Genomic DNA, 24,062 nt, shown 5'->3' with positions numbered 1-24,062 from the left:
GACACCGCGGGCGGCGACAGGGTGTGACTGTCGTCACCACGATAATAGGACATCCAATGATCAGCCGTGTCGCCGCCGGGCCGTGGGCTAGCGTGCTCCCCGTGCAGACCACCACCAGCCCCACCGCGGACTCGCCCACCGGCCCCCGCTCCCACCCCTCCGGCCGCACGGAACAGCTGTTCGGCATCCGCCGCCATGCGCTGATGACCGAGCGGAACGGCGCCCTCAACCCGGCCGCGTTCGAGGTCGGCCCGTGGTGCCTCGACCTGGACGGCCGGCCCACCGGCGCGGCGGCCACCGTGATCATGGACAACGCCACCGCGGTGGCCGTGCACCACGCGGCCCGAGACATCGAGACCGTGGTCACCACCGAGCTGCAGGTCAACGTGCTCGGCCCGCTGCCCGCCTTCGACGCGGCGGTCGCGGCCGGGGACGAGGACGGCCCGCTGCTGGAGTGCTGGACCCGCCCGCTGGCCTGGGATGCCGCCGGCGGCGTGGCCCGCGCGTGGCTCGAGGACGCGGACGGGCGTCGCGTGGTCGAGGCGACCGGCTGGTTCCAGTCGGTGCCGGCCGGAGCGCCGGAGCGGATGGCCGCGTTCGTCGCGGCCGGGCGGCTGCCCCGCAGGGCCGAGACCCGCGTGCCCATGCCGGGGCTGCTGGCCGCCCGCCCCGAGTCGCTGCCGACGGCCGATCCGGACGTGCGCCCCGCCGTCGCTGCCGCGGCGAGCGCGGGCGCCCGCTTCGCCCCGAAGCCGGAGCTGGCCAACCCGTCGGGCGCGGTCCACGGCGGGGCCATGACGCTGCGGGCGGTCACCGCCGCGCAGGCGGCCATGCCGGACCGCGAGCGCTACGACGTCCAGGCCGTGCGCGTGGTGTTCGTGCGCCCGGGCCACGGCGAGATGGTCGCCCTCACGCGGGTGCGGCACGCGGGCCGGTCCCTGCGCCTCGTGGACGTGGACCTCGTGCCGGTCGGCGCCGACGGCGTCCCCGTGGCCGACAAGCCGATGGTCCAGGTGCAGGTCACCTTCCGAGCTGCCCGGAGCTGACGCCCCGCACGCCCGAGCACCCGAGCGCTTTCGAACGTGAGAAAGGGCCTATCTCACGTTCGAAAGCGCTCATTCCCCCGAGATCACGTTCGAAAGTCCCGGGTGGAGGAGGAGGGGCCGTCGTCGTGCGGCCGGCTCAGCGGCCCACGGTGCCGAACCGGGAGGCCACGGGGGCCGTGAAGGCGGGCTTCAGGAAGAACCACGCGGCGGCGGTGACCGCCACGCTCACGAGGAACACCACGAGGCCCCACGCGTCGGTGGCACCGCCCCGCGAGGTGTACATGTGGTTCAAGTTCGTCAGCAGGCCCGTGAAGGCCACGAGGAACACGTGCACCACGATGAACGCCACGAAGAAGACCATCACCGGGAAGTGCACCTTGCGGGCCACCTCCATGGGGAACGCCTTGTTCAGTCCCTTGGCCTCCGTGGGGAACCACGAGGACATGCGCCAGCCCGTGAGGGCGGCGAGCGGGGCGGCCACGAACACCACCAGCGCGTAGGAGAGCATCTGCAACGCGTTGTAGTGCACCCAGCCGTTCTCCGTGGGCCAGTCCAGGGACAGGTACTGGATGCCGGCGGACAGGGCGTGCTGGAACACGTGCGGGTCCGTGGGCACGATCCGCGCCCAGTGGCCGGTGACGATCAGCAGCACCACGAAGATCACGCCGTTGAGCAGCCACAGCGCGTCGAGGGCCTGGTGCGTCCAGATGGTGAGCGAGAACTTCTTCGGGGTGTTGCCCCGCGCGGAGAACAGGCCGTCCTTCGTCGGAGTGAAGTTGGCCGGCGGCCGCGTCTCGTGACGGATCTGCAGGCCCGTCCGGATGATCAGCACCATCAGGAACATGTTCAGGAAGTGCTGCCAGCCCATCCACCAGGGCATCCCCTCGGGGGTGCCCTCGGGCAGGACCGGGTGCCCGTCGTAGGTCGCGATGAAGTCCGCCACCGGGTCGAGGCTCCGCAGCCAGCGTCCGGCCAGCACTGCGAGCAGCGCCAGCACGACGACGCCGGCCACCGCCGGCAGCGCCTTGCGCAGGCGGGACGGGGCGGCGGATTCGGCGGCGTCCGTCTCCGCGGCCCGAGCGGGCGTGCCGGTGGCGGCCCCGGGGGCGGCCCGGGGCGGCTGCGCGGTGGAGGCCGGCGGGGCCGAACGGGTGTCCGGCGCGGTGGGAGCCGGCTCCGCAGCCGGCGCCGCGGCCACGGGGGCGGCGACGGCCGGTTCCGCATCGGCCGGCTCCGCGGCGGCGGGCTCGGCGGTGGCCTGCTCCGGTGCGTCGACCTCCTGCGCCACCGTCTCCGGCGCGGTGGGGGCGCCCACGGCGGCCAGCTCGGTGAACCACTCCCCCTCCCGGGCGAACGGCACGTACCCGGCCATGCGTCGCCGCTCCGCGAGCGGCACGAGGTCGGACTCCACGGGCGCGCCCACCCCGGACGCGGCGGGCGCACCGGCCGCGGCGGCCGCGACGGCGGCCGCCACGTCCGGCACGACGGGCTCGGTCTCCGCGGGTGCGGGGGCCCGCGTCGGGGACGCTGAGGCGGCAATCGGCTCGGGGGCGGCGGCCGGGGTCGATCCCACGGGACGGCGCCACCGGCACGGCGGGCGCGACCACCGGGGCCGCCGTCGTGGTGTCCTGCGCCGGGGCGGGGGCGGGCTCGTTCTCGGCCGGGGCGCCCCTCAGGGGGACGTAGCCGGCCATTCGCTGCTTGGGCATGCTTCTCCTCGTCCGAGGGGCGCGGTCCGCTGCGGACCGCGCCCGCACCGGTTCAGCCGCGGCGGGTGCGCAGCTGCTCGATGACCTGCGGGACCACCTGGAAGATGTCCCCGACCACGCCGAAGTCGGCGTGCTCGAAGATCTCGGCGTCCTCGTTCTTGTCGATCGCCACGATGGTCTTGGCGGTCTTCATGCCGGCCAGGTGCTGGATGGCGCCGGAGATGCCCAGGGCGATGTACAGGTTCGGGGACACGATCACGCCGGTCTGGCCCACCTGGCGCTCGGCCGCGGTGTAGCCGGAGTCGACGGCGGCACGCGAGGCGCCCACGGCGGCGCCGAGCTCGTCGGCGAGCTGCTCGACGATCGCGAAGCCCTCCTCGGAGCCCACGCCGCGTCCGCCGGCGACGACGGTCTTGGCGCCGCGCAACGGCGGACGGGCGGAGTTCTGCGTGCGGGCGTTCACCTCGAGCACCCGGGCGCCGGCGGTCACCGGGCCCAGCTCGGCGGCGGCCAGCTCCACGACCTCGGGCGCCTCGACGGCCGGAGCCCGATCCGCGACGGCGCCGGGGCGCACGGTGATGATCCGGGGGCCGCCCTCGCCGGTGGACTCGCTGAGGTAGTCGCCGCCGAACACGGAGTGGCGGGCGATGACCTCGTCGTCAGCCCAGCGCAGCCCCACGGCATCCGCGCAGACGGGGCCGCGGGCGCGGACGGACAGGCGGCCGGCCACCGCGCGGGACTCGGGGCTGCTGGAGATCAGCACGGCCACGGGCGCGGTGCGGGCGGCCGCGGCGGCGAGGGCCTGCACGGCGGCGTCGCCGAGGGTGGTGGCGGCGTCGTCGGCCACGAGGACGTGGACGCGCGTGGCGCCGTACTCCCCCAGACGGGCTACGGCGGCGTCCCTGCCCTCCGCGCCGGTCACGAGGACGGCCTCGGGCACGCCCACGGTTGCGGCGGCGCCGAGCAGCTCGGCCACGACCGGGCGGAGCGCGCCGTCCGCGCCGATCTCGGCGTGCACCAGCACGGTCTGACCGCTGTTCGCGGCGTCGGTCTGCGTCGTCATCTCGGTCTCCTCCACGTTCGCGCTCACACGAGCCCCCGACCCGCGAGGAACTCCACCAGCCGCTCGGCGGCGGTGCCGTCGTCGGTGATCTTCTCGCCCGCGGCACGCTCGGGACGCGTGTCCGCCGAGACCATCACGGAGCGGTAGGCGGCCTCGGCCGGGCCCGCGGCGATGCCGAGGTCGGCCAGGGACAGCACGGTGAGCGGCTTCTTCTTGGCCGCCATGATGTTCTTGAAGTTCGGGAACCGCGGCTCCGCGGTCTTCTCCGTCAGGCTCGCCACGGCGGGCAGGGCGACGGCGGCGCGCACGTCCGCGTCCGAGGTCGCCACGGTGCCGGTCAGCTCGCCGTCGGCCAGCTCGGGTGCCTCGGCGTGCGGCAGGTAGGGCCGGTCCAGGAGCTCGGCGACCATGGCCGGCACCACGCCGGTGCCACCGTCCGTGGACAGCGTGCCGGCGAGCACGAGGTCGGCGCCCTCCTTCTCGACGGCCGCGGCGATCACGCGGGCCGTCTCCACGGCGTCCGAGCCGACGAGCGCGTCGTCGGTGATCTGCACGGCGGAGTCCGCGCCCATGGCCAGCATCTTGCGCAGGGTCTTCGAGGAGTCCTCGGGGCCCACCGTCAGGGCCACGACCTCGACGTCCGCGCCGGCGTCCCGCCAGCCCAGGGCGACCTCCATGACGCGCTCGCTGATCTCGTCCGGCACGGGCTCGGCCGCGCCGTCGCGCACCACCCAGCCGGTCTCCAGGCTCAGCTCACGCTCCTGCCACGTGTCCGGCACCTGCTTGGCCAGCACCAGGATCTTCACGGCCTCTCCTCCTTGGGTCGCGGTCTCGCCCCGGGGCCTCCGCCCCGAGCACGGTGACTTACGCTACAGACTACGGGTCCGCGCACGTCCGGGCCGCATGACCCCCGCGCGGGAGCGGCCGGGGCCGCCGTCGTCGGCCCGTGCGTCCGGACCATGATCGCCCGAACCGAGGAGGCACCGTGAGCCCCGCCGCCCCGCCCGCCGAGCCGCCGGCCGCCGAGGACCGGCCCCGGGTCCCGGCGGTGCCCGCCTCCTCCCTCGTGCTGGTCCGGCCCGGGGCCGGCGGCGAGATCTCGGTGTTCACCGTCCGCCGCGCCGGGACCATGGCCTTCAGCGCCCACGCCACGGCCTTCCCCGGCGGCCGCGTGGACCCCGCGGACGACCTGCCGGACCGGCTGTGGGAGGGCACGGATCTGGCCGACTGGGGCCGGCGCCTGGGGCTGCCGCGCGAACCCGTGGACGCCCACGGCACCCTCACGGAGCTCGACCCCGCCGAGGGCGCCGGCCGCGTGCTGGCCGCCGCCGTCCGCGAGACGTTCGAGGAGACCGGAGTGCTCCTGGCCCGGGACGCCGTCACCGGCACCCCCGTGGACCCGGCCCGGGTGGCCGCGTTCCCCGACGAGCTGCGCGACGCCGTCGAGCGCCACGAGGTGGACTTCGGGGAGCTGCTCGACCGCGAGGGGCTGCGCCCCGACGCCGGCGCGCTCGTGCCGTGGTCCCGGTGGATCACCCCGCACGGGGGCCCGCGCCGCTACGACACGTTCTTCTTCGCCGTCCACCTGCCGCAGGGCCAGTCCCCCGAGCGGATGTCCTCCGAGGCGGCCAGCCACGGCTGGGCGTCCCCCGCCGAGCTGCTGCGCCGCTTCCGGGCCGGCAAGGTCAACCTGATGGCCCCCACGTGGTGGCAGCTGCGCACCCTGGTCGACGCCGGCGAGGACATCCACGCGGGCCGCTCCCGGTTCGAGCCCCTCGAGGGGGTCATGCTCGTGGCCGGGCAGGGGCCCGTGTTCCCCCACGCGGACGAGTATCTGCGTGACCTGACGGCGTTCCGTGCGGCCGCGCAGGTGGAGGAGTCCAAGGACAACATCCTCTGAGCGCTCCCGTCTCCGGTCCGTGCGGTGGGCGACGGGCCGGAGAGCAGCGCGGACCACGAGCCGCGACCCCATGGCCTGCCGGGCCCCGTGCCCCTAGTCTGGTCTGCACCGGATCACCCGGCTCCGCGCGTCCGGCCCCCACCCCCGGCCACCGCGCGTCCCGCTCGCACCCTAGGAGCACTGCATGGCGCTCAGCGTCCTCGACCTGTTCTCGATCGGCATCGGCCCGTCCTCGTCCCACACCGTGGGACCCATGCGCGCCGCCCGCCGCTTCACGGACAGCATGGGCCAGCACGGCGTCCTCGAGCGCACGGCCCGCGTGCACGCCGAGCTGTTCGGCTCGCTGGCGGCCACCGGAGTGGGCCACGGCTCGGACACCGCGGTGCTGCTCGGCCTGGCCGGCCAGGACCCCGAGACCATCGACCCGGACGCCTGCACCGGGCTCGTGGCGGAGATCGTCACGGGCGGTCGGCTGCCCCTGGACGGGCGCCACGAGATCGCCTTCGACCGGCAGGCGGACCTGACGCTGCACATGCGCGAGTCCCTGCCCGGGCATCCGAACGGCATGCGCCTGACCGCCTACGACGACGCCGGCGAACAGCTCCACACCCGCGACTACTACTCGGTGGGCGGCGGCTTCGTGGTCACCTCGGACGAGCTCGAGGCCGAGCTGGACGCCACCAAGGACGTCAACCGCACCGACGACGGCGACACCGGCGAACCGTACCCCTTCTCCACGGGCGCCGAGCTCGCCGCCCGCTGCCGCGAGGCCGGCCTGAGCATCGCGGAGCTCATGCTCGCCAACGAGGCCACCCGCCACGACCTCGACGAGCTGCGCACCCAGCTGCTGGCCATCTGGGCCGTCATGGAGGAATGCGTCCACAACGGCGTGACCCGCACCGAGCCGATCCTGCCCGGCGGACTGCAGGTCCGCCGTCGGGCCCCCGCGCTGCGGGAGCACCTGCTCCAGACCACCGACCGCACCGACCCCATGTGGGCCATGGAGTGGGTCAACCTCTTCGCGCTCGCGGTGAACGAGGAGAACGCCTCGGGCGGGCGCATCGTCACCGCGCCCACGAACGGCGCCGCGGGCATCATCCCGGCCGTCATGCTCTACTACATGCGCTTCGTGCTCCCCGAGGGCGCCACGCAGCAGGAGCGGGACGACAAGGTGGTCGAGTTCCTGCTCACCGCGGCGGCGATCGGCATCCTGTACAAGCGCAACGCCTCCATCTCCGGCGCCGAGGTCGGCTGCCAGGGCGAGGTCGGCTCGGCCTGCTCCATGGCGGCGGGCGCCCTGTGCGCCGTGCTCGGCGGCACCGTGGACCAGGTGGAGAACGCGGCCGAGATCGGGATCGAGCACAACCTCGGGCTGACGTGCGACCCCGTGGGCGGCCTCGTCCAGGTGCCGTGCATCGAACGCAACGCGATCGCGTCGGTGAAGGCCATCAACGCGGCCCGGCTGGCGCTGCTGGGGGACGGCTCGCACCGGGTGACCCTGGACCAGGCCATCACGACCATGCGCGACACCGGCGCGGACATGAAGTCCAAGTACAAGGAGACCTCGCGCGGCGGCCTGGCCGTGAACGTCATCGAGTGCTGATCGCCCGGGTCCGCGGCCCAGCGCCGCTCCGGTCGGGACGGACGGGGCACCCGTCCGCTACCGTGGGGCCCGACCCGCACCCTGCCCCCGAGCGCGAGAGGACCGACGTGGCCATTCATCCTGTGGACGCGACCCTGGAGGCCGCGAAGATCGATCCCGACCAGCGTGCCGAGAGGCTCAAGGGCGTGAAGCTCGACGGCGCCGGCTGGAAGTACGCGCTCACACGCGCGCTCAAGGAGTTCGGCAACGACGGCGGCACCGACCTGGCCGCGAAGCTCACCTACTACCTGGTGCTCTCGCTGGCTCCTTCCCTGCTGGCCGTGTTCTCCATCCTGTCCCTCGTGCTCGCCTCCAACCGCGGGGCCATCGACGATCTGCTGGGGGAGCTGACCGGCCTGGTCCCGAGCGACTACCAGCCGCTCGTCACGAACCTGGTGACCACCATGAGCGACTCGGCCGGCTCAGGCGGCGGGATCATCGCCCTCATCATCGGCATCGCGACCGCCCTGTGGTCCGCCTCCGCGTACGTGAAGGCGTTCAACCGCTCGGCCAACACGGTGTACGGCTACGAGGAGGGCCGCGGCCTGGTGAAGCTGACGCTGACCAACCTGCTCACCACGCTCATCCTGATCGTGGGCATCGTGGTCGTGCTGCTCTCGCTGGCGCTGAACCGCTCGCTCGTGGACGGCTTCCTCCAGCCGATCGCCGGGCCGCTCGGCATGACCGGCGTGGTGAACTTCCTCTCGGACACGTTCCTGCCGGTGTGGGCGTGGGCGAAGTGGCCTGTCGTCGTCGTGATCCTGCTGGTGCTGATCGCGACCCTGTACTACACCACCCCGAACGTCCAGAAGCCGCGCTTCCACCTCTTCGGCCCCGGCAACATCGTGGCGCTGGTGGGCATGGTGCTGGCCGCGGTGGCCCTGTCCGTGTACTTCACGCAGTTCGCCGGCTACTCGGCGTACGGTGCGATCGGCACGGTCATGGCGCTGCTGTTCGCCCTGTGGATCTTCAACATCGTGCTGCTGCTCGGCCTGGAGGTCGACGCCGAGGTGGAGCGTGCCCGCCAGCTCGAGGCCGGCCTGCCCGCCGAGGCTCGGGTGCAGCTGCCCCCGAAGGACGTGGCCGGGGTGGAGAAGCGCGCCGAGAAGCAGACGGCCGTGGAGGAGCGCGGCTACGAACTGCGGGCGGTCCACGAGGGCCGCTGACCGCGCCCGGCGCGGCGCCGAGCGCACGTTCCGCACCGACAACGACGGCCGCTCACCTGGCGAGGTGGGCGGCCGTCGTCGTGCGCGGGGCCCTCAGCGCCGGGCCGCGCGGTAGCCGCCCGCCTGCGCCGCGGAGGCGGAGGCGTAGCAGTGGCGCGCGTTGGTCTTGCCGTAGTGCTGCTGACCGGGCATGTGGTAGATGCCCGAGTTGTCGTTGGCCTTGACCGGGTGGGAGTCCGGGCACACGGAGTCGGCTCCGCTCACCGGCCCCGCGTCGCCGGCCGCGGGGGCCGCCTCCGGGGCGGGGGCCGGGGCCGCCTCCGGGGAGTGCGGCACCGCGGCCGAGCCCATCCCGGAGGCGGCCCCGGCCCCCGCCCCGGAGAACCTGCCGACGCCGTTCGCCCGGGCCTCCTCCCACGCCGCCTCGACCTCGGGCAGGAAACGGTCGTTGCCGTCGAAGACCGCCGGCTCGCCGTAGCCCAGGCGGGCCATCTCGGCGTTGAGCAGGACGCCGTCGGCGTACACGCCGGCGAGGAGGCGGTCGTAGCGGTCGTAGAGCCGGCGATCGTACCGCAGCACCACCGTGTCGCCGGGGCTGATCATCGACTTCAGCGCCGCCGTCGCCTCCGGTCCCATGCACTCGACCGGCTTCGAGGGGTGGTGGGTCTCGGGGGTGTCGATGTTGAGCAGGCGCACCCGCGTGGACACCTCGCCGAGGGTCACGCGGAGCGTGTCGCCGTCCGAGATCGACTCGACCGTGACCACGTCTCCCTCGACGTCGGCCGGGGCGGCGGGCGCCGCCGGCTCGGCACTGCGGGAGCCCTCAGCGGCACGCGACTCGGCGGCCCCGCTCGAGGACGACGCTGCGGCGCGCGAGCTCTGCGCGGCGGAGGAGGCGGCCAGCGACGACGCAGCGGCACGGCTCGTCGCAGCCGCGTCGACGGAGGGGGTGGGCGTCGTCGGCATCGTGCTGACCGACGCGGAGGTGTCGGCATCGCTCGCCGGGGTGACGCCGTCGTCGGTGGCGGTGCAGCCGGTGAGCAGGAGCAGGGACAGTGCGGCCGCGGGGAGCGCCGCGCGCAGACGGGCAAGGGGCACGAGGATCCTGGAGGGGAAGGGACGGGGACATGACGAAGGCCCCGCCGTGAGGCGGGGCCTTCGGATCACCACATCATCGCATGTGGGAGGCACAGGTGTTGCCGCACGTCACGACAGCATCGGTCCCCGTTCCGTCAATGACGACGGGGGTCAGCGACGGCCGTCGATGGGGTCGCCGCCGCCGTCGAGTGCGTCGAGGACGAGGTCGCGGGCCTCGCCCGTCGCGGACCGGCGGGAGAGCAGCAGCGCGGCCAGCCAGCACAGCAGGACGATCGCCGCGCCGCCCCACGCCAGGAGGGCGAGGCTGCCCGAGAGCAGCCCCGTGCCGTCCGCGCGGCCGACGCCGATCCACACCAGACCCCACGCGAGCGCGAACGCCGGAGCCGGGCGGCCGCCGTTGTACACGGCCGTGAACGCGCCGATCAGCACGGCCACCACGAGCATCACCTTCGCCCAGAGGGACGACTGCCCCGGATCGCCGACGACGCCGGTCGAGGCCAGCCACGCGGCCAGGTTCGCCACGGCGGCGATCGAGACCCAGCCCAGATGCAGGCCCTGCACCCCGTCCAGGAGGATCCGCTCCCCCCAGCTGTGCGCGCGGACGGATTCGAGGAGCACCAGGATCCACGCCAGGCACGTCAGCAGCAGCGCGATCACCACGACGCTCAGCCCCAGCAGCCCGGCCTGCACCGTCCAGATCCACGCGGCGTTGAGCAGCACCGAGACCAGGATCCACGGTCGCAGGCGGTCGTGACGGGCGGACTGGGCCGAGGCGAGGAACTGCCACACGGCGTACGCCAGCAGCCCCGCGTAGATCACGGACCAGATGCCGAACGCGGGGGTCGCCGGGGAGACCCAGGTGGCGTCCGGGCCGAGCCAGCCGCCCGCGGCCTCGGCCACGGGGGTCAGGCCGCCGACGACGCCGGAGCCCAGGAACGCGGCCACGACCGCGAGGATCACGACCACGAGCATGGCCACCCGGCCGCCCGTCGAGGACAGCCCCGTCCCCGAGCTGGGGACGCGCGCCGCGGCGTCGGGGCCGAAGGGGCTGCGGGACGGGCCGAGGTCGGTGGCGGTGCTCATGGGTGCTCCCGTGGGGTGATCGTCGGGGGTGTGCCCCGGGCGGGGCGGGTCTCAGGGTCAGCGTAGCCGCCGGGCCCATCGCGGGCACGGGCCACCGCGGCCTAGGGTGGGGGCATGCGCACTTCCTCCCCGATAGGACTCCTGCTGGACGTGGACGCCCCCGTGGCCTCCACCGAGACCCGGACCGTGCCGGAGGGGATCATCGACGTGCTCGTCCGCCTCGCGAGGCGCGGGGTGCCGGTCGGCTTCAACACGGGCCGCTCCACGGACTTCCTCCTGCACAACCTGATCGCCCCGCTGCGCGACGCGGGCCTCCCGGACGACGCTCCCTTCCACGCGATCTGCGAGAAGGGCGCCGTGTGGTTCCCGTTCTCCGCGGTGCCCTCCGGGGACCTGCCCGACGTCACCGTGGACGGCACCGCCCCGGACTGGCTCCGCACCGACCCGGACATGGCCATCGACGCGGACACCCGTGACGCGATCTGGGCCCTCAACGATGAGCGCGCCGGGGACCTGCAGTTCACCGACCGCACCAAGCTGGCCATGGTCTCCCTCGAGAAGACGGTCGGCGCGGACCAGACGGAGTACGAGCGGGTGCGCGACGACGTCGCCGCGGGCGTCGAGGATCTGCTCGCCGAGCGCGGACTCGCCGAGGAGGTGCGCGTGGCCCCCTCGGTGATCTCGGTGGACGTCGAGCACCGCTCCTCCGGCAAGGACCTGGGCGTCGAGCGCTGCTTCGACCTGCTGGCGGAGGCGGGCACCCCGGTGCCCGAACGCTGGCTCACCGCGGGCGACTCGCGCAGCGACTACGCCATGGCCGACCGGCTGCACGAGCGCGGACTCGCCGTGGAGCACATGGACGTGCGGCCCGCCGACGGCGTCCCCGAGAAGCCCTACGGCGTGGTGACGGCGGCGATCCTCGCCGAACGCGGCATCGGCGACGCCGACGACGTCCACGAGCGGGCGGGCGAGTCCCTGCTGCGCTGGGTGGAGCGCGACCTGCTGCGCTGACCAGGCCGGACGCCCCCTCTGCGGACGGCCGACCCTCCCCGGGCCTGGACCTCGACCCCTAGCGTGGAAGGGAATGCCGCGCCCCTGCCGAACCGGCCCGGGCGCCTCCCGACCAGAGAGAGGTTCCACCGTGGCCACCGTCGCCCAGAACATCGTCGAGACCCTCCACGCCTCGGGCGTGCGCCGCATGTACGGCGTGCCCGGGGACTCCCTCAACGGGCTGACCGAGGCCCTGCGCTCCCACGGCGGCATCCAGTGGGTGCACACCCGGCACGAGGAGACCGCGGCCTTCGCCGCCTCCGCCGAGTCCCAGCTCACGGACGAGCTCGCGGTCTGCGTGGGCTCGTGCGGTCCGGGCAACCTCCACCTGATCAATGGCCTGTTCGACGCGCAGCGCTCCCGCACCCCGGTGCTCGCGATCGCCGCGCACATCCCGTCGGAGGAGATCGGCTCGGGCTACTTCCAGGAGACCCACCCGCAGGACCTGTTCCGCGAGTGCTCCGTCTACGTGGAGCACGTCTCCTCGGCGGACCAGATGCCCCGTATGCTGCGCACCGCGATGCGGGCCGCCGTCGAGCAGCGGGGCGTGGCCGTGCTCGTGATCCCGGGCGACGTGGCCCTCACCGAGCTCTCCGCGAAGCCCGAGGTGATCCGTCACACGCCGTCCCGCGTCATCCCGGCCGACTCCGTGCTGCGCGAGGCCGCCGAGGCCCTGGACTCGTCCAAGCGGATCACCATCCTGGCCGGCGCGGGTGCGGCCGGCGCCCACGACGAGGTCGTGGCCCTGGCGGAGCGCCTGCAGGCCCCGATCGTCCACGCGCTGCGCGGCAAGGACCGGATCGAGTACGACAACCCGTATGACGTCGGCTTGACCGGCCTGCTCGGCTTCGCCTCCGGCTACCACGCGCTCAAGGAGGCCGAGACGCTGCTGATCCTCGGCTCCTCCCTGCCGTACCGGCAGTTCTACCCCGAGGACGCCACGGTCATCCAGGTGGACGTGCGCGGCGAGCAGATCGGCCGACGGGTGGCCGTGGACGTGCCGCTCGTGGGCGGCGTGAAGGAGACGGCCCAGGCCCTGCTGCCGCTGCTACGCGGGAACTCGTCGTCGGCGTTCCTGGACAAGGCGCTCAAGCACTACGCCAAGACCCGCAAGGACCTCGACCAGCTGGCCACCCCGGGCCGTGGACGCGTGCACCCGCAGTATGTGGCCCGCCTCCTCGACGAGCTGGCCGACGACGACGTGGTGTTCCTGCCCGACGTCGGCTCCCCGGTGGTCTGGGCCTCCCGGTACCTGACGATGAACGGGCGCCGCCGGATCATCGGCTCCCTGTCCCACGGCTCCATGGCCAACGCGGTTACCCAGGCGGTCGGCGCCCAGGCGGTCGACCCCACCCGCCAGGTGGTGGCGATGGCCGGCGACGGCGGGCTGGCCATGATGCTCGGCGAGCTGATGTCGTTCGTGCAGAACGGCCTGCCCGTGAAGACGCTCGTGTTCGACAACGACTCGCTGAACTTCGTGGAGCTCGAGATGATGGCCGCCGGGTTCGTCCCCTACGGGACGAGCCTGGAGAACCCGGACTTCGCGGCGATCGCGGAGGCGATCGGCATCAAGGGCTTCCGCGCGGACCACACGACGGACCTGCCCGCGGTGATGCGCGAGTTCCTCGCCCACGACGGGCCGGCGCTGCTGGTGGTCAAGACCGAGCGTCAGGAGCTGACGATCCCGCCGAGCATCGAGTTCGAGCAAGCCAAGGGCTTCGCGCTCTACGCCATGCGCACCGTCCTGGACGGCAAGGGCACCAAGCTGCTCGACCTCGCGAAGGCGAACCTGCGCCAGCTCTTCTGACCTGCCGCGCACGACGACGGCCCGGACGCTGGCGGCGTCCGGGCCGTCGTCGTGGTGGGGCGGGGAGAGCCCAGCCCCGCCGGTAGGTCAGGCGCGGTGGGCGCCGCCCTCGGCGACGATCGGGTGCTCGGCCGTGCCGGCGACGCCCTGGGTGATCAGGCCGTCGGCGCGGTGCTCCCAGAAGTCCGCGTTGCGGATGCCGAGCGGGCGCGGGTCGAACTGCGGGTCGAGACCCTGGCGCTTCTGTGCGCGGTAGTCCTTGAGGGCCTTGAGGGCCGGGCCCTGCAGCACCAGGATGCCGAGGATGTTCAGCCAGGCCATGGAGCCCACGCCGATGTCGCCGAGGCCCCAGGCCGCACCCGTGGTGGCGACGGCGCCGTAGGCCACCGACACGAGGATCAGGGCCTGCAGGAAGCGCAGCGCGACGCGGCGGACCATGCCGTTGCGCAGGTTGCGCGTGAGAAACACGATGTTGACCTCGGCCATGTAGTAGTACGCCACGATCGTGGTGAAGGCGAAGAACGCCAGCGCCACGGCCACGAACGTGGGGCCGAAGCCGGAGAACATGGCGTCGAAGCCGGTCTGGACGAAGGCCGGGCCCTCGGAGGCCGTCGGCGAGACGATGCCCTCGAACAGCAGGCCGGAGCCGGACCCGTCCGAGTACACCCGGTAGGCGCCCGTGGAGATGATGATGAACGCGGTGGCCGAGCAGACGAAGAGCGTGTCGATGTACACGGCGAACGCCTGCACGAAGCCCTGCTTGGCTGGGTGCGAGACCTCGGCGGCCGCGGCGGCGTGCGGGCCCGTGCCCTGGCCGGCCTCGTTGGAGTAGACGCCGCGCTTCACGCCCCACTGGATGGCGAGGCCGAGGATCGCGCCGAACACGGCGTGCACGCCGAACGCGCTGGCGAAGATGGAGCCGAAGACCTCGGGGATCTGGTCGAAGTTCAGGAACAGCACGATCAGCGCGAGGATGATGTACAGCACGGCCATCACGGGCACCACGTAGACGGCGAACGTCGCGATGCGCTTCACGCCGCCCAGGACGATGAAGGCCAGCAGGATGACCATGGCCAGGGCCACGACCCAGGCGGGCACGGCCCACGCCTCGCCCACGGCCGCGGCCACGCCGTTGGCCTGCACGCCCGGCAGGAAGTAGCTGGTGGCGAAGACGGTGACGACGGCGAACAGGATCGCGTACGCCTTGAAGGCGGGGGCGGCGGCCGTGTGCTTGTAGGCCTTCTCGAAGTAGTACGCCGGGCCGCCGCGGTACTCGCCGGTGTCCGGGTCGCGCTCCTTGTAGATCTGGCCGAGCGTGGACTCGATGAAGGATGTGGCGGCGCCGAGCAGGGCCATGACCCACATCCAGAACACGGCGCCGGGGCCGCCGAACGCGATGGCCGTGGCGACGCCGCCGATGTTGCCCATGCCGACGCGGCCGGCGAGCGACATCATGAGGGACTGGAGGGACGAGGTGCCGTCCGCGGAGTCCTGGCCCTCGCGGAGCTGCTTCACCATGTCCGGGATGTTCACGAACTGCAGGAACAGGGTCCGGATGGTGAAGTAGAGGCCGACGATCAGGCAGAGCCAGATCAGGGCCGGGGACCAGATGACGTCGTTCACGGCGGTGATGAGATCTGCGAAGGACATGGGGTCTCCAGATCGGGGTGGGGATGGCCGGTGCGGTGCGAGCTCCGAGCGGCGGCCGCCGGCGGTCCCGGACGACTGGGGAGAAGGATACGCGCAAATGTGACCCGCGTCTCGCATCCAGCGTGGCGGATCGGGAGTCCGGGCGCGCGGCCCGCGACGACAGCGGCCCCGGACATGCGAAAAGCCCCGGAACCACTGGGGTCCCGGGGCTTGCCCGCGGAGGATGGGGGATTTGAACCCCCGAGGGCTGTTAACCCAACACGCGTTCCAGGCGTGCGCCATAGGCCGCTAGGCGAATCCTCCTTGGTGCGCCCCCATGCGGCGGACCGCGCGAGGGCAGGTTCCATCATAACCAGATCGTCCTGGGCCGCGCCAATCCTCCGCGGGAGGCGCGAGCTCGGCCCGAGCCTCCCCGCGGCCCGAATCGCCGCGCCCGCCGCCACCCTGCTAGACTCTTCGACGGCCCCTCACGTGGTGTCATCTCGCTGAACTCCCCCAGGACCGGAAGGTAGCAAGGGTAGGTGGGCTCTGGCAGGTGCGTGAGGGGTCTTCACTTTCCCCAGGAGATCCCATGCCCGCCGGACGCTACGCCCCCTCCCCCACGGGAAGCCTGCACCTGGGCAACCTGCGCACCGCGCTCGTCGCGTGGCTCGCGGCGCGCGCCACGGACCGTGCCTTCCTGCTGCGGGTCGAGGACCTGGACCGCGTCCGCTCCGGGGCCGAGGCTGACCAGCGGGCGGACCTGGCCGCCGTCGGGCTGGACTGGGACGCCGAGCCGGTGCGCCAGTCCGAGCGCACCGCCCTGTACGACGCCGCCGTGGCCGCCCTGCGCGCCGCGCACGGCACGGACGCGGTCTACGAGTGCTTCTGCTCCCGCAAGGACATCGCCGAGGCGACGTCGGCCCCGCACCCGAGGCCCGACGACGGTGCCCCCGCCTCCGGCGGCACCGTGCCGCTGCGTCCGCCCGGCTTCTATCCGGGCACCTGCCGCGGCCTGACCGAGGCCGAGCGGGCCGAGCGACGGCGGGTGCGCCCCGCCGCCCTGCGGATCGATGCGGCGAAGGTCGCGGGCCTGCCGGCGGGCGAGACCCCGCGCGCCACCGCCGTGGACGTGCTGCACGGCGAGGTCACGGGCCTGGTCGACGACCTGGTGCTGCGCCGGAACGACGGGGCGTACGCGTACAACCTGGCCGTCGTCGTGGACGACCTGGCGCAGGGCGTGGACCAGGTGGTCCGCGGCGACGACCTGCTCGACTCGGCCCCGCGCCAGCGCTGGCTGGCCGAGGCGCTGTGCGCCGCGCGCGGGGAGCCGACGCCCGCGGTGGAGTACCTGCACGTGCCGCTCGTGCTGAACGCGGAGGGGCGGCGGCTGGCCAAGCGGGACGGCGCCGTGACCCTCGAGGACCTCTCCGCGCAGGACCCGGCGTGGACCCCCGAGCGGGTGCGGGACCGGCTGCTGGAGTCCCTCGGCCTGCCCGCGGGACCGCTGGCGGCCGCCGTGCCCGCGTTCGACCCGGCCGCCCTGCCGCGTGATCCGTGGGTGTTCACCGGGCTCTGAGCGGGCCGGCGCCCTGGTCCGCCGCAGGCCCGGCCCCGGTCAGAGGACCTGGGCGGCCTGGTCGAAGTCGAGGCGGCCCTGGCGGGGCTGCTGCGCCTTCTCGTCGTCTGCGGCGGCGTGGCCCACGTTGATCACCAGGAGGGACTTCCAGGCACGGTCCGCATGGAACTCGGCGTCCACGGCGGCGGCGTCGAACCCGGCCATGGGGCCGACCTCGAGCCCGTGGGCGCGCAAGGCCACGAGCAGGTAGCCCACCTGGATGAGCGCGTTCGTGCGGCCCATCCCCTCGCGCATGCCCGGCTTGCCCTCGGCATCCTCCTCGAAGCCCTCCCGGAACGGGGCGAGGTGGCCCATGTGGCGGTGCCAGTCGAGGTCGTAGGAGGCGATCAGCGTGAGCGGGGCGCGCTCCGTCTTCTCCCGGTTGAACTCGATCATCAGCGGAGCCAGGCGGGCGCGGGCCTCGGGGCTGTCCACGACGTCGAGCCGCAGCGGCTGGTTGTTCATGGCGGTCGGCGCCCAGCGGAGGTCCGCGTAGGCCCGCTCGATCAGCGCGAGGTCGACGGGCTCGTCCGAGAAGAGCTGCGTCGTGTGGCGGTCCGCGAAGAGGCGGTCGATCTCGGCCTGACTCAGCGGTCCCGCGTCCGGGGCCGGCTGCGTGGGGTGGATCGTGTCCTCGGCGTCGGTGTGCATGTGCGTGGTGGTCATGGGCCAGGGAACGGGCCGGCGGGCGTGCGCATTCCCCGGCTCCCTTAGCCCGTCCGCCCGCCGGATAGGCTTTCGAGGGTGAGCACCGCCCTGTATCGCCGCTACCGCCCGGACCGTTTCGAGGACGTGATCGGGCAGGACCATGTCACGGTCCCGCTGCGCACCGCACTGGCGAAGGACCGCGTGAACCACGCCTACCTCTTCTCCGGCCCGCGAGGCTGCGGCAAGACCACGTCCGCCCGCATCCTCGCGCGCTGCCTGAACTGCGCCCAGGGCCCCACGCCCACGCCGTGCGGCGAGTGCGACTCGTGCCGGGACCTGGCCACCGGCGGGCCGGGCTCGCTGGACGTGCTGGAGATCGACGCGGCCTCGCACGGCGGTGTGGAGGACGCCCGCGGCCTGCGCGAGCGGGCCACGTTCGCCCCGGTCCGGGACCGCTACAAGATCCTCATCATCGACGAGGCGCACATGGTCACCGCGGCGGGGTTCAACGCGCTGCTCAAGATCGTGGAGGAGCCGCCGGAGCACCTGAAGTTCATCTTCGCCACCACGGAGCCGGAGAAGGTCATCGGGACCATCCGCTCCCGCACCCACCACTACCCGTTCCGGCTCGTGCCGCCGGAGCCGCTCATCGCCTACCTCGAGCAGCTGTGCGCGGAGGAGGGCGTGTCCGTGGAGAAGGGCGTGCTGCCGCTCGTGGTGCGCGCCGGCACGGGCTCGGTGCGTGACACGCTCTCCGTGCTGGACCAGCTGATCGCGGGCGCCCAGGAGGGCCAGGTCTCGTACGAGCTCGCGGTGAGCCTGCTCGGCTTCACCCCGGAAGCCCTGCTGGACGACGTGATCGACGCCGTCGCCGCGGACGACACCCCCACCGTGTTCCGCGTGGTGGACCGCGTGGTGCAGTCCGGCCAGGACCCGCGCCGCTTCGTCGAGGACCTGCTGGACCGCTTCCGCGACCTCGTGATCGCCCGTGCCCTGCCGGAGGAGGCCGGGGCGATCCTGCACGGCATGCCGGAGGACCAGGTGCGGCGTCTGTCGGCGCAGGCCGCGCAGCTCTCCCGCGCGGAGCTCTCCCGCCTCGCGGACATCACCAACCTCGCGCTGACGGACATGGTGGGGGCCACCAGTCCCCGCCTGCACCTCGAGCTGCTCATGGCGCGCCTGCTGCTGCCTGCCTCGGACGAGACGCACCGCGGCCTGGCCGCCCGCCTCGAGGCCCTCGAACGGCGCCTCGAGCTCGGTGGCGCCGCGCCCATCGAGGACGGCGCCTCCGAGGGCACGACGACGCCGGCCCGGTCCGGCACGCCCGCCGCGGACGGCGGCGGATCGGCCGAGAACGCGGAGGGCTCCGGCACTCTGACCGGTGCCGCGCTCGCCCGGGCCGCCATGCGGCGGCCGGAGGAGCCCGCGCCGACCGCGTCCACCGCCCCGCCGGAGCGCTGGACGCCGCCTGCCCCGCAGTCCGTGGCAGAGGCGCCGGAGGGGGACGCCGCCGCCGGGGCCACGGGGTCCGAGCGTCCGCAGCAGGCGCCGCAGCCCAAGCGGCCCGAACCGGCTGAGGTCGGGGCCCCTTCCGGGGACACGCGCCGCCCGGAGGCCGGGAGCCGCCCCGAGCCTGAGGGCCGGCCCGAGCCTGAGGGCCGGTCCCATGCCCAGGAGCGCACCGGTGCCGCGCCGGCCCCCGCCCACGGGCCGGAGGAGACGGCCGCGCCGTCGAGCCCCACGCCCGCCCCGGCGGCGAGCCAGGTGGAGATGATCCGCCGGGCCTGGCCGGACATCCTCACGGCCCTCGAGGACGCCTCACGCCTGGTGTGGATGCTGGTGAAGGACAACGCGAGCGTCGCGGGCTACGACGGCTCGTTGCTGACGATCGGCTTCCAGCAGGACGGGCCCCGCCAGTCGCTGCTCGGCCGGGGCGGTGACCGCGTGCTCGGCGAGGCCGTCCACCAGGTGCTCGGCATCCGCCCGCGGCTCGATCTGATCCTCGGTGGGGACGCGCCGACCGGGGACGCCCGCGCACAGTCCGGCGCTCGCCCGGCCGGCCCGGCGCGGACGGACCGGCCTGAGCGTCCGGCCCCGCAGCAGGGCCGGCCCGACCGACCGACGGCGCAGCCGAACCGGCCCGCTCCGGCACCGGGGCAGGCCCCACGCGAGCCGGAGTCCTCCCGCCCCACCCCGCCGCGCTCCGCCGCACCGGCTGGGGCGGCCCGGACGAGGAGCCGCCCGCCTGGGACGACGCTCCCCCGCCCGAGGAGGACCCGTGGGACTCGCTGCCCGCGTTCGACCCGGACGCGGAGCAGGACGACTCGGACGGCCCCGAGGGCTGGACCCCGCCGGCCCGGGACGCCGAGGAGCGGCCCGTCGGCGCCGCCGGCTGGGACGGCCCCGTGCCGTCGGTCGAGGACTGGGGCGCGCCGCCGCAGGCCGCACCGGCCCCCGGCGGCGCCGCGCCGGACGCCGGCCAGGACTCCCCGGTCCAGCCCGACGCCCCGACCCCCGGCGAGAGCGAGCCGAGCGCCGAGGAGGTCCGTCGGGCCTACGACCCGGGGCCGCTGGTCCGCGAGGAGGAGCACTCGATCCCCGTGTTCGCCCGTCCGGAGGCGGAGCTGCGCGCCGAGTTCGCGAAGCGCTTCGGCGCGACCCGTCCCGCCGGCTTCGACGACGGCGCGGGCGCGGCCGCGGACGGTGACTCCGCCCGGCCTGCCACGCCGTCGCCCGCCCCGGACGACGACGCAGCGGCCACGGAGCGACGCGATCTCCACCCGGCCGCCTCGGGCGCCGGCCCGTCCTCGGACGAGGAGCGGCGCCCCACGGGCTCGCCCACGGCCGACGCGACCCCTGACCCGGGCGTGCCCGCCGACGACGCAGACGCCGCGCCGCGCGCGGCTGCCGGCCCGACCGGTTCGGACTTCCCGGGTTCGGGCCATCCGGCGAGCATGTACCCGCGGCTCATGGAGCGGCTGCGGGCCGGTGGGCCCCTCGAGCCTCCGGTGAACGCGGGCTCGAGCGGCGGCCCCGGCGCTCCCGGTGGCCCCGACCCGGACGCCTCGCCGGGCTCCCCCGCCGGGGGCCGGCCGAGCGCGGCCTCGCTCGGGGCGCGCCCCGCCGACGTCGAGCCCGCCGGGGGAGCCTCGGCGCCGCCCTCGTTGGACGCGCGGGCCGCGGCCATCCACGCCGCCCGCGAGGCCGCCCAGGGCCGCGGCCCGACCCGGCCCGCCGACACCGGCCCCGCCGCCCCGGCGACGTCCGGTGTGGGGTGGGAGGACGAGGTCGCCAGCGACGACGACGTCCCGCTCGAGGACTCGGGCCTCGTGGGCCGGGCCGTCGTCGAACGGGTGCTCGGCGGCCGTCTGCTCGAGGAACGCCCCAACGACGCCTGAGGCGAACGCGCCCGTACGCCGTCCGGGGCCGCGGGCATGATGGACGCGGCGCCGGACCGCGGCGCCGCGTCGGGGCGCACGCCCCACGAGACGCACCATCGGACGAGGGGGACGGATGTACCAGGGCGCGGTGCAGGACCTGATCGACGAGCTCGGCCGCCTGCCGGGCATCGGGCCGAAGTCCGCCCAGCGCATCGCCTTCCACATGCTGGAGGCGGACCGGGAGGACATGCTGCGGCTCGCGGACGCCATCCGCACGGTCAAGGACAGGGTGCGGCTGTGCTCGGTCTGCTTCAACGTCTCCGAGGACGAGGTGTGCTCGCTCTGCCGGGATGAACGCCGGGACCGCTCCCAGATCTGCGTCGTCGAGGAGTCGCAGGACGTCATGGCCATGGAGCGCACCCGCGCCTTCCGGGGCCGCTACCACGTGCTCGGCGGGGCCATCAATCCGATCGCCGGCATCGGCCCCGAGCAGCTGCACGTCCGCGAGCTGCTCACCCGGCTGCAGGACGAGGCCGTGCAGGAGGTCATCCTCGCCACGGATCCCAACCTCGAGGGCGAGGCCACGGCCACCTACCTCGGCCGCCTCCTCGGCGCCACGGGCATCCGCGTCACGCGCCTGGCCTCCGGTCTGCCCGTCGGCGGGGACCTCGAGTACGCGGACGAGGTCACCCTCGGCCGCGCCTTCGAGGGACGTCGTCTGATCAGCGGCTGACACCGGCCGGCGTCGAGCAGGCCCCGCCCGACGCCGGCCCGGCTCAGGCCACGCGCGTGCCGGCGGGCAGCCGCCCGGCCGGGGTGTCCAGGCGACGGTGGCCCCACCAGCCCAGCCCGGCCACCAGCACACCCTGCATCGCCAGGCCGAGCGGCCACACCGGCCAGGTGCCCTGCCGGTCCGGCACGCCGCTCTGGTCGAGACCGCGCAGCTCGCCGTCGAGGCACTCGACGTCCCGGACGGGGTCTCGCTGGGTCCAGCGCAGCCCCACGGACAGCAGGTTGAGCGGCCCGGGATCCACCCGGGTCCCGTCCTCGAGGAGGCCTGCCTCCCAGGGGGAGGCGTCCGCGAGGACGGCGTAGGGGTTCGCGGCGAGCAGCCATCCGCTGCGCCGCGGGTCGGGGATCGTCCGGGTGGTCACCGGGCCGACGCAGCGGTCGGCGATCCCGTCGAACAGCTCCGGGTTCGCCGCCTCGTACTCGGCCCAGGCCTGCTCCGCCTCCTCCGGGGTCATCTGCTCGAGCTCCGCCTCGGTGAACGGCTCCGCCGTCATCGAGCCGTACTCGGCGTCGTTGGCCCGCACCTCGGTCTGCAGGAACTGCAGGGACAGCCCGAAGGCCACCAGGGTGCCGATCGTCAGCGCCGCCACGATCAGGTACGTCACCACGACGGCGAACAGCGTGCGCCCGGCGATCGCCGAGACGGCCACGCCGATCCCCGCGATCATGCCGAACTCCACGAGGATCATCACGAGCCCCACCAGCACGGCCCACGGGGACACGCGCCCCACCACGGCCGCGACCGCCAGCCACGGCAACGCGGCCGCGAGGAACGCGGCGGAGGCGATCCACGCGGCCAGCCACTTGCCCGCCATCAGGTGACCGGTCCGCAGCAGGGTGACCTGGGTGATGGCCAGGGTGCCGCCGGCACGGTCGCCCGAGATCGCGTTGGCCGCCAGGGCGGGCGAGACCAGCAGCGAGAGGGTGAGGACGAAGAGCAGGACGCCGTCGAAGAGCGTCCGCCCCAGGGCGCGCATCTGCTGCTCCGCCAGCTCCGGCTCCAGGCCGGACGCCTCCATCTCCGCCACGCCCAGGCCGCGTAGCCCGAGGGCGCCGAGGGTCACCGCCCCCACCACCACGAAGAAGACGCCCAACAGCACGTACCAGCCGCGCGAGCGCAGCCGCTGACGCAGTTCCATGCCCACCACGGTGGCCACGGCCTGGGCCGCGCCGAGGCGTCCCCCCGGCTGCGGCTGCGGCGGGCGGCGGTCGTGGATCGAGGTCGCGACGGCGGTGCTCACGGCCGGTCTCCTTCGGTGCGGGGGCCCTCCAGATGGAGGCCCAGGTAGGCGTTCTCGAGGCGGGAGCCCTCCGGGGCGAAGTGGCTGACGAGCACACCCTCGCGCACGAGGTCCGCGAGCAGCGCGGCCGCGGCGGCCTCCCCCCGCAGCTGCACCACGACGCCGTCCCGGCGCTGGCCTGCGCCGGCGCCGGTGGCCGCGGTCGCGGTCAGGCCGCGGGCCTCGAGGGCGCGGACGAGCGTGTCCCGGGCCGTCGGGTCGGGTCCGGCGATCCGGTAGGGGCGGGCGAGGTCGTCGGCGGCGCGGAACTCCTGGGTGGCCACCGTGGCGCCCTCACGGAGGAACACGGCGCGGTCGGACATCTCCTCGAGCTCGGCGAGCACGTGGGAGGAGACGAGCACGGCGGTGCCGGCTGCGGCCATGGCGCGCAGGTCGTCCCGCAGCCGGATGCGGGCGGCCGGGTCGAGGCCGTTGGCGGGTTCGTCCAGGAGCAGGACGGAGGGCCGGTGCACGGTGGCCCGAGCCAGGGACAGGCGCTGCTGCTGGCCGCGGGAGAGCACGCGGGCGGGCCGGTGGGCGAACTCCGTGAGTTCGACCCACTCGAGCTGCTCGTCCGCGCGCGCCGACGCCTCCGCCTTCCCCATGCCGTAGAGCCGTCCCAGGCTGGCGAGGATGTCGTGGCAGGTCAGCTCCTCCCACACGCCCAGGGTGTCGGGCATCCAGCCGAGCCGCCGCCGGGCCTCGACGGGCTCGCGCACCGCGTCCACCCCGGCCACGGACACGGCGCCGGCGTCCGGGCGCAGCAGGGTGGCCAGGATCAGCAGGAGCGTGGTCTTGCCCGAGCCGTTCGGGCCGACGAGGGCCGTCACGGAGCCGGCGGGCACGGTGAGGGAGACGTCCCGCACCGCATGGACGGCGCCGAACGAGCGGGCGAGGCCGTGAGCCACGATCCCGTCGTGGGCGGCCACCCCCAGGACGGGTGAGGCGGGCGGGGGCGCTGGAGCGGTCATGGCCCCATCCTTGCCGCGCCGGGCACGGACGCGGATCCACCCGGGGGATGATCCCGGCGCCATCCCAGCCCGACCGGGGTCGCAGGCGGGGCCGCGGGCGCCGTCGTGCTGGCCTGCCGCGGGCGCCGGGTCCAGCATCCGGAACAGGGGTTCACCTGGCGGACCCGCGCGAGAGTGCGC

The 24,062-nt window shown here is 74.4% G+C and carries 19 protein-coding genes, 1 tRNA gene and 1 other RNA gene; 11 read left to right on the top strand and 10 right to left on the bottom strand.

Annotation, left to right across the window (positions count from 1 at the left end; genetic code table 11):
- Window positions 1-101 precede the first annotated feature (101 nt).
- Window positions 102-1,046: a PaaI family thioesterase gene (locus tag CITRIK5_RS11490; RefSeq protein ID WP_061873266.1), complete on the top strand. Its 945-nt coding sequence runs from the start codon at window positions 102-104 to the stop codon at window positions 1,044-1,046.
- Between the two features lie 136 nt (window positions 1,047-1,182).
- Here CITRIK5_RS11490 and CITRIK5_RS11485 read toward each other — a convergent pair whose 3' ends face one another.
- The 3 genes from CITRIK5_RS11485 to CITRIK5_RS11475 all read right to left on the bottom strand — a co-directional run bounded on the left by CITRIK5_RS11485 (window position 1,183) and on the right by CITRIK5_RS11475 (window position 4,624).
- On the bottom strand, window positions 1,183-2,619 hold the full coding sequence (locus CITRIK5_RS11485; RefSeq protein WP_236557189.1) for a cytochrome b/b6 domain-containing protein: 1,437 nt from the start codon (window positions 2,617-2,619) through the stop codon (window positions 1,183-1,185).
- A gap of 188 nt (window positions 2,620-2,807) precedes the next feature.
- Window positions 2,808-3,845, bottom strand: a complete 1,038-nt coding sequence (locus CITRIK5_RS11480; protein WP_144879291.1) for an electron transfer flavoprotein subunit alpha/FixB family protein — start codon at window positions 3,843-3,845, stop codon at window positions 2,808-2,810.
- The gene (locus tag CITRIK5_RS11475) at window positions 3,842-4,624 is read right to left on the bottom strand and encodes an electron transfer flavoprotein subunit beta/FixA family protein (RefSeq protein ID WP_144879293.1); all 783 of its coding nucleotides are present in this window, start codon (window positions 4,622-4,624) and stop codon (window positions 3,842-3,844) included. The genes CITRIK5_RS11480 and CITRIK5_RS11475 overlap by 4 nt, the downstream gene beginning before the upstream one ends.
- Window positions 4,625-4,803: 179 nt before the next feature.
- Between CITRIK5_RS11475 and CITRIK5_RS11470 the strand changes: the two genes are divergently transcribed.
- The 3 genes from CITRIK5_RS11470 (at window position 4,804) to CITRIK5_RS11460 (ending at window position 8,526) form a co-directional block, all read left to right on the top strand.
- A complete protein-coding gene (locus CITRIK5_RS11470) occupies window positions 4,804-5,718 on the top strand; it encodes an NUDIX hydrolase (protein WP_144879296.1) in 915 nt (304 codons plus the stop codon).
- 184 nt (window positions 5,719-5,902) lie between these two features.
- Window positions 5,903-7,321 carry an L-serine ammonia-lyase gene (locus CITRIK5_RS11465; RefSeq protein ID WP_061867550.1) on the top strand — a complete coding sequence of 473 codons (1,419 nt, stop codon included), beginning with the start codon at window positions 5,903-5,905 and terminating at the stop codon, window positions 7,319-7,321.
- Between the two features lie 107 nt (window positions 7,322-7,428).
- Window positions 7,429-8,526, top strand: a complete 1,098-nt coding sequence (locus CITRIK5_RS11460) for a YihY/virulence factor BrkB family protein (protein ID WP_227717929.1) — start codon at window positions 7,429-7,431, stop codon at window positions 8,524-8,526.
- A 93-nt stretch (window positions 8,527-8,619) separates the two neighbouring features.
- Here the strand turns inward: CITRIK5_RS11460 and CITRIK5_RS11455 are convergent, their stop codons facing one another.
- Together CITRIK5_RS11455 and CITRIK5_RS11450 are read right to left on the bottom strand one after the other, a co-directional pair.
- Window positions 8,620-9,624, bottom strand: coding sequence for a thermonuclease family protein (locus tag CITRIK5_RS11455; RefSeq protein WP_159833662.1), 1,005 nt, complete (start codon window positions 9,622-9,624; stop codon window positions 8,620-8,622).
- 150 nt (window positions 9,625-9,774) lie between these two features.
- Complete coding sequence (locus CITRIK5_RS11450; RefSeq protein WP_041102773.1) at window positions 9,775-10,707, bottom strand: TspO/MBR family protein; 933 nt, start codon at window positions 10,705-10,707, stop codon at window positions 9,775-9,777.
- A gap of 114 nt (window positions 10,708-10,821) precedes the next feature.
- On the opposite strand from CITRIK5_RS11450, the gene CITRIK5_RS11445 reads away from it, so the two are divergent.
- On the top strand, window positions 10,822-11,718 hold the full coding sequence (locus tag CITRIK5_RS11445; RefSeq protein WP_049146689.1) for a haloacid dehalogenase: 897 nt from the start codon (window positions 10,822-10,824) through the stop codon (window positions 11,716-11,718).
- 130 nt (window positions 11,719-11,848) lie between these two features.
- Complete coding sequence (poxB, locus tag CITRIK5_RS11440) at window positions 11,849-13,564, top strand: ubiquinone-dependent pyruvate dehydrogenase (RefSeq protein WP_049146688.1); 1,716 nt, start codon at window positions 11,849-11,851, stop codon at window positions 13,562-13,564.
- Window positions 13,565-13,651: 87 nt separating this feature from the next.
- Here poxB and CITRIK5_RS11435 read toward each other — a convergent pair whose 3' ends face one another.
- Together CITRIK5_RS11435 and CITRIK5_RS11430 are read right to left on the bottom strand one after the other, a co-directional pair.
- A complete protein-coding gene (locus CITRIK5_RS11435; RefSeq protein ID WP_061867552.1) occupies window positions 13,652-15,214 on the bottom strand; it encodes a sodium:alanine symporter family protein in 1,563 nt (520 codons plus the stop codon).
- A 217-nt stretch (window positions 15,215-15,431) separates the two neighbouring features.
- Window positions 15,432-15,517 (bottom strand) — tRNA-Ser (locus tag CITRIK5_RS11430).
- A gap of 155 nt (window positions 15,518-15,672) precedes the next feature.
- Here CITRIK5_RS11430 and ffs point away from each other — a divergent pair.
- Window positions 15,673-15,769, top strand: an RNA gene (gene ffs / locus CITRIK5_RS11425) — signal recognition particle sRNA small type.
- Between the two features lie 16 nt (window positions 15,770-15,785).
- Window positions 15,786-16,772, top strand: coding sequence for a tRNA glutamyl-Q(34) synthetase GluQRS (gene gluQRS / locus CITRIK5_RS11420; RefSeq protein ID WP_061867553.1), 987 nt, complete (start codon window positions 15,786-15,788; stop codon window positions 16,770-16,772).
- 39 nt (window positions 16,773-16,811) lie between these two features.
- Here gluQRS and CITRIK5_RS11415 read toward each other — a convergent pair whose 3' ends face one another.
- Window positions 16,812-17,477, bottom strand: a complete 666-nt coding sequence (locus CITRIK5_RS11415; RefSeq protein ID WP_049146682.1) for a malonic semialdehyde reductase — start codon at window positions 17,475-17,477, stop codon at window positions 16,812-16,814.
- A 78-nt stretch (window positions 17,478-17,555) separates the two neighbouring features.
- Between CITRIK5_RS11415 and CITRIK5_RS11410 the strand changes: the two genes are divergently transcribed.
- The 3 genes from CITRIK5_RS11410 to recR all read left to right on the top strand — a co-directional run bounded on the left by CITRIK5_RS11410 (window position 17,556) and on the right by recR (window position 21,572).
- On the top strand, window positions 17,556-20,471 hold the full coding sequence (locus CITRIK5_RS11410) for a DNA polymerase III subunit gamma and tau (RefSeq protein ID WP_236557187.1): 2,916 nt from the start codon (window positions 17,556-17,558) through the stop codon (window positions 20,469-20,471).
- Window positions 20,414-20,857: a hypothetical protein gene (locus tag CITRIK5_RS12290; protein ID WP_236557186.1), complete on the top strand. Its 444-nt coding sequence runs from the start codon at window positions 20,414-20,416 to the stop codon at window positions 20,855-20,857. Before CITRIK5_RS11410 ends, CITRIK5_RS12290 begins: the two co-directional genes overlap by 58 nt.
- Before the next feature lie 115 nt (window positions 20,858-20,972).
- Entirely contained in the window at window positions 20,973-21,572 is a 600-nt protein-coding gene (gene recR, locus CITRIK5_RS11405) for a recombination mediator RecR (protein WP_041102761.1), read from the top strand.
- A gap of 43 nt (window positions 21,573-21,615) precedes the next feature.
- Here the strand turns inward: recR and CITRIK5_RS11400 are convergent, their stop codons facing one another.
- The gene (locus CITRIK5_RS11400) at window positions 21,616-22,872 is read right to left on the bottom strand and encodes an ABC transporter permease (protein WP_002856658.1); all 1,257 of its coding nucleotides are present in this window, start codon (window positions 22,870-22,872) and stop codon (window positions 21,616-21,618) included.
- Window positions 22,869-23,882 carry an ABC transporter ATP-binding protein gene (locus CITRIK5_RS11395; RefSeq protein WP_002856656.1) on the bottom strand — a complete coding sequence of 338 codons (1,014 nt, stop codon included), beginning with the start codon at window positions 23,880-23,882 and terminating at the stop codon, window positions 22,869-22,871. The genes CITRIK5_RS11400 and CITRIK5_RS11395 overlap by 4 nt, the downstream gene beginning before the upstream one ends.
- Between the last annotated feature and the right edge of the window lie 180 nt (window positions 23,883-24,062).

The organism is Micrococcus sp. 116, from assembly GCF_902506395.1.
Classification (GTDB): Bacteria; Actinomycetota; Actinomycetes; order Actinomycetales; family Micrococcaceae; genus Micrococcus; species Micrococcus luteus.
The sequence above is the reverse complement of the archived record's forward strand: the minus strand, read 5'-3'. Positions and strand labels throughout refer to the sequence as shown.